Origin of the sequence: Saccharopolyspora sp., assembly GCF_017434145.1 — a bacterium.
Lineage (GTDB): Bacteria > Actinomycetota > Actinomycetes > Mycobacteriales > Pseudonocardiaceae > Saccharopolyspora_C > Saccharopolyspora_C galaxeae.
Map to the genome: position 1 here is coordinate 1 of NZ_JAFRFW010000190.1, position 4,880 is coordinate 4,880.

General features: G+C 70.5%; 5 protein-coding genes. 4 read left to right on the top strand and 1 reads right to left on the bottom strand.

The window, feature by feature from the left end; genetic code table 11:
• Together IJH84_RS05255 and IJH84_RS05260 are read left to right on the top strand one after the other, a co-directional pair.
• The coding region (locus tag IJH84_RS05255) for a prephenate dehydrogenase dimerization domain-containing protein (RefSeq protein WP_295140945.1) at positions 1-466 on the top strand (466 nt) is incomplete at its 5' end.
• A gap of 45 nt (positions 467-511) precedes the next feature.
• Entirely contained in the window at positions 512-1,711 is a 1,200-nt protein-coding gene (locus tag IJH84_RS05260; RefSeq protein WP_200068189.1) for a thiolase family protein, read from the top strand.
• Positions 1,712-1,964: 253 nt separating this feature from the next.
• Here IJH84_RS05260 and IJH84_RS05265 read toward each other — a convergent pair whose 3' ends face one another.
• Entirely contained in the window at positions 1,965-2,756 is a 792-nt protein-coding gene (locus tag IJH84_RS05265) for an aminotransferase class IV (RefSeq protein ID WP_295140950.1), read from the bottom strand.
• Positions 2,757-2,870: 114 nt separating this feature from the next.
• Here IJH84_RS05265 and IJH84_RS05270 point away from each other — a divergent pair, with 114 nt between their 5' ends.
• Both IJH84_RS05270 and IJH84_RS05275 read left to right on the top strand, forming a co-directional pair.
• Positions 2,871-3,233 carry a group 1 truncated hemoglobin gene (locus IJH84_RS05270; protein ID WP_295140953.1) on the top strand — a complete coding sequence of 121 codons (363 nt, stop codon included), beginning with the start codon at positions 2,871-2,873 and terminating at the stop codon, positions 3,231-3,233.
• Between the two features lie 199 nt (positions 3,234-3,432).
• The gene (locus tag IJH84_RS05275) at positions 3,433-4,584 is read left to right on the top strand and encodes a glutathione-independent formaldehyde dehydrogenase (protein ID WP_295140956.1); all 1,152 of its coding nucleotides are present in this window, start codon (positions 3,433-3,435) and stop codon (positions 4,582-4,584) included.
• Positions 4,585-4,880: the final 296 nt, after the last annotated feature.

Consider the following 4,880-nt stretch of genomic DNA (forward strand, 5'->3'; position numbering starts at 1 on the left):
CTCTGCCGCCGAGCACGACTCCGCGGTGGCCCGGATCTCGCACCTGCCGCACGTGTTCGCGGAGATCTTGGCGGCGGTCGGCGCGGACGGCGGCCCGCTCGCGCTGTCGCTGGCGGCCGGTTCGTTCCGGGACACCACTCGCGTCGCCGGCAGTGATCCGGAGCTGGTGCGGGCGATGACCGAAGGCAACCGGGTCGCGCTGCTGGACGCGGTGGACGATGCGCTGGGCAGGCTCGGCGCCGCGCGGGGTTCGCTGGCCTCCACCGGCGCGCTGCAGACCACCGTGGACGCGGGTTTCCGAGCCAGGACCGAACTCGAAGAACTCGGCGCGAGCGCGCGCACCCGGACCACCGTGGCCTTGCGCGGCGACGACGACCTGCGCAAGCTGCGCGAACTCGGCGACCGCGGCGGCCGGGTGGTCTCGCTGGAGTCCGGTGGCGCGACGGTCGAACTGCCGACCCCTTGAGCTCGCGGCCTTTGCCCCGGCCAGCCGTTCGGTCAGCATTGGGGCATGGCCCGCGCCTTCGTGATCGACGCCGCTCGCACTCCGTTCGGCCGGTACCGGGGCGCCCTGTCCGGTCTCCGCACCGACGACCTCGCGGCGCTGCCGATCACCGAGCTGCTGCGGCGGCACGGGCCGGAAGGCAGTGACCTGCTCGACCCGGCGCAGGTCGACGACGTGCTCTACGGCAACACCAACGGAGCCGGTGAGGACAACCGCGACGTGGCACGGATGGCCGCGCTGCTGGCGGGCTTGCCCGCCACGGTCCCCGGCGTCACGTTGAACCGGCTGTGCGCCTCGGGCGGCGAATCGCTGGTGCAGGCCGCCCGGGCGGTCAAGGCCGACGAGGCGCAGCTGCTGATCGCAGGCGGCGTCGAAGGCATGAGCCGCGCGCCGTTCGTCATGCCGCGGCCCGAACAGGCCATGCCGGACCGGATGGAGGTCGTGTCCACTGCCGCGGGCTGGCGGCTGGTGAACCCGAAGCTCCCGGCGGCGTGGACGGTCCCGCTCGGGCACGCCGCCGAACGCAGCGCGCTCGACCTCGGCATCACCCGCGAACGCATGGACAACTACGCGCTGCGCTCGCACCGCCGCGCCTCGGCGGCGTGGGACGCCGGGGCGCACGACGGATTCGCGTTCCCGGTCAGCACGCCGGGCGGTGTTCTCGTGCGGCGCGACGAGTCGGTCCGCCCGGACACGAGCGAACGCAAACTCGCCAAGCTGGAGCCGGCGTTCTCCCCGGACGGTCCGGTCACGGTGGGCAACTCGGCTCCGCTGTCGGACGGCGCGCTGGCGGCGCTGATCGGCACGCAGGAGCGGGCCGAGCGGCTCGGCGTGCGCACGTGGGGCGAGCTGCTGGGGTCGGCGACCACCGGGACCGAACCGCACCACTTCGCGCTGGCCGCGGTGCCCGCGATCCGCAAGCTGCTGCGGCACCTGGGCATCGGCGCTGCGGACGTGGACCTGTGGGAGATCAACGAGACGTTCTCCGCGGTGGTGCTCGCCGTCCTGGAGCACTTGCCGGACGTCGACCGCGAGCGGGTCAACGTGCACGGCGGCGCGCTCGCCTACGGGCACCCGCTGGGCGCTTCGATGCCGCGTGTGGTGATCGACTTGTGCCGGCACCTGCGGCACCGCGGCGGCGGTCTCGGAATCGCGGCCGCTTCGGTGGGAGTCGGGCAGGGCATGGCGCTGGCCGTGCGCGCGTGACGTGGGAACGGGGCCGCCCCGCGTAGTGGACGACCCCGTTCCATGTCGCCGCCGGCCACTGCGGTCAAGACCACCCTCGCCAGGTCTCTCCGGTCAGCTTCGGCCGAGCAGCGGAGCAGGTGCTTACGAAGCTAGTGCCGCCGCGAGCCCCGCGCGCGCTGGAGCCCTGTTCTGCCAACACGTGCTGAGCTGCACGAAGGCCCCGGCATGACCGACGCGGTCGATCGGCACAACCCGCCGCGGCTGTCTCGAGTCAGCCCAACGGTTCAGCGGGCACCGCAGCCCACGCCGAACTGAGCGGATCCGCGTCCCCGGTCCCCGAGAACGCCACGTCGTCGATCGAGCCGATGGGCTGCGCCGGACAGACCGAGTTCGTCGCGAACGCAGCCCGCAGCGCGGGCAGTTCGTCCAGCAGCACCGGGCGCTGCACCTGCGGCACGCCGATCCGGTCGAGGCCTTCGGCGAGCACCTGCATGGTGATCCCGCACAGCATGTCGGCTTCCGGCCACACGACGCGCTCGCCGTCCCAGAAGGCGATGTTCCAGATCGAACCTTCGCTGATCCGGCCGCGACGGTCCACGAACAGCACGTCGTCGAAGCCTGCCGCCTGCGCCTGCCGACGCCGGTGCAGCACGCCGAGGAAGTCGTAGTGCTTCAGATGTGCCAAGTCCCGCTCGTACCCGATGCTCCGCACTCGCATCGGCGGGCCCGGCTCGCTGGTTTCCGGCCCGGCCACGATCACCAGCAGGTCGGGATCGACCGGCTGCACCGGCACTCCGGACCTGGCGAACACGTTGACCCGCACGGATACCGCCGCAGGCATGTCCCGCAACGCCGAACGGACCAGCTCGGCCACTCGTCCCGGCTCCAACGGGCGCCCGAACAGCTCCTGCGAGGAGTCCGCGAGCCTGCGCAGGTGATGCCGCCAGCCCGCGACCGCCCCGTCGCGAACCTGCATCGACGTGAAGTGCCCGTAGGTCTGCGCCGACCGCACCTGTTCGGGCGTCGCCGGCTCGCCGTTGATCTCCATGCGCAGGACTCCCACGGCAGGCAAGGGTAGCCGCCGATGAGCGGTGCGTAGCGACGTCTTCACCCGTAGATCATGGCGCTGAAAAACAGCCGTGGTGTCGTTTGCGCATTCCCCGCGAACGGAGGACAGATGAGCATCTACGACGAAATCGGCGGCGCGCCCGCGCTGGAAGTGGTGGTTTCGGAGTTCTACCGGAAAGTCCTGGCCGACCCGGCGCTGACCGAATTCTTCCGCGGTGTGAACATGTCCCGGCTGCAGGGCACGCAGGTCGAATTCTTCGCCGCCGCGCTCGGCGGCCCGGAACCGTATCGGGGTGCGTCGATGCGGCAGGTGCACCAGGGCCGCGGCATCGAGCAGCAGCACTTCGACCTGGTGGCGCAGCACCTGGCTGCGTCGTTGAACGAAGCGGGCGTACCGGCGGACACGGTGCAGCGCATCTTGACCACCATCTCGCCGCTGTCCGCCGACATCGTCACTGCCTACCACTCGTAGGTGACCGCGCGGATTCCACTGCCGCGGCGGGCCTCGGCGCCCCGCCGCGACGCAGGTCCTGTTTCCGCGACCCGCTGCTGCGGGTAAGCCTGGACAAGCGGTTGATCACCGCACAGCTGCGGGACCTGCGCCGGGCGGCCGGTTCGCAAGAGCGCCTCGGTGACCCCGCAGGTCCGCACCCGCGCGAAGGAGGTCCCTGATGAAGGCAGTGGTGTACCAAGGGCCGCGGCAGGTCGACGTCCAAGAGGTCCCGGACGCGCGCCTCGAGAAACCCACCGACGTGCTGGTCAAAGTCACCTCGACCAACGTGTGCGGCTCGGACCTGCACATGTACGAAGGCCGCACGGACTTCGAGCCCGGCCGCATCTTCGGGCACGAGAACGTCGGCGAGGTCGTCGAAGTCGGTTCCGGTGTGGACAAGGTCCGGGTCAGCGACATGATCTCGGCGCCGTTCAACGTCAGTTGCGGGCACTGCGAGAACTGCGAGCACGGCCTGACGAATTACTGCCTGCAAGCCAACGATCAGGAAGGCATGGCCGGGGCGGCGTACGGCTTCGCCGACATGGGCCCGTGGCCCGGCGGTCAGGCGGAGTTGCTGCGCGTGCCGTGGGGCGATTTCCAGTGCCTGCGGCTTCCGGAGGACGCGGCGGAGAAGGAGAACGACTACGCCATGCTCTCGGACATCTTCCCCACCGGCTGGCACGCCGTGGAGATGTCCGGGATGCGCCCCGGCGAAACGATCGTGATCTTCGGCGGCGGCCCTGTCGGGCTGATGGCCGCGCTCTCGGCCGGGATCAAGGGCGCGGCGAAGGTGCTGGTCGTCGATCGGCACCCGGACCGGCTCCGGCTCGCCGAGCAGATCGGCGCAATCCCGATCGACGACTCGAAGGCCCCCGCGGTCGATCAGGTGCTGGAGCGGACCGGCGGGCGCGGCGCCGACCGGGGCTGCGAGTGCGTCGGCTACCAGGCCCACGATCCGCAAGGCCGCGAGGACAACGCGACCACGCTGAACGACCTGGTCTCCTCGGTGCGGTTCACCGGCGGCATCGGCACGGTCGGCGTGTTCGTCCCGCAGGATCCGGGCGGCCCGGACGAGCTGGCCCGCAACGGGAAGGCCCGGTTCGACTTCGGCGACTTCTGGTTCAAGGGCCAGCAGATGGGGTGCGGCCAAGCCCCGGTCAAGCGCTACAACCGGCATCTGCGCAACCTGATCCACGAGGGCAAGGCCACCCCGTCCTGGATCGTCTCGCACGACCTGCCGCTGGATGAGGCGCCGAACGCCTACAAGCGCTTCGACGCCCGTGAAGACGGTTGGACGAAGGTGGTCCTGCATCCCGGCCGAACTTCGTGAAGCACCGACCGTTGCCCGGGGATCGGCGGATTTCCGGGCAGCGAACGACGTTCGGTCGCTTCTTTGACGGAGCAGGGCTTCCGTCTCGCTGACCCGCGAACGTCGCCGCGGCGGCACGCGGCCTGGCGCTGGGCGCCGAGTTCGCGGCGGGAGTTCGGCGATTCGATCCCCACAAGCAAAAAACCCCCTGCTGCACAGGGGGTTTTTGCTGTCTCGACCAGACGCGGGATGCAAGCTGATTTTCTCCGACTCGTTCGGTCATCAGGACTACATGCTGCAGGCTGCACAGGAATTCC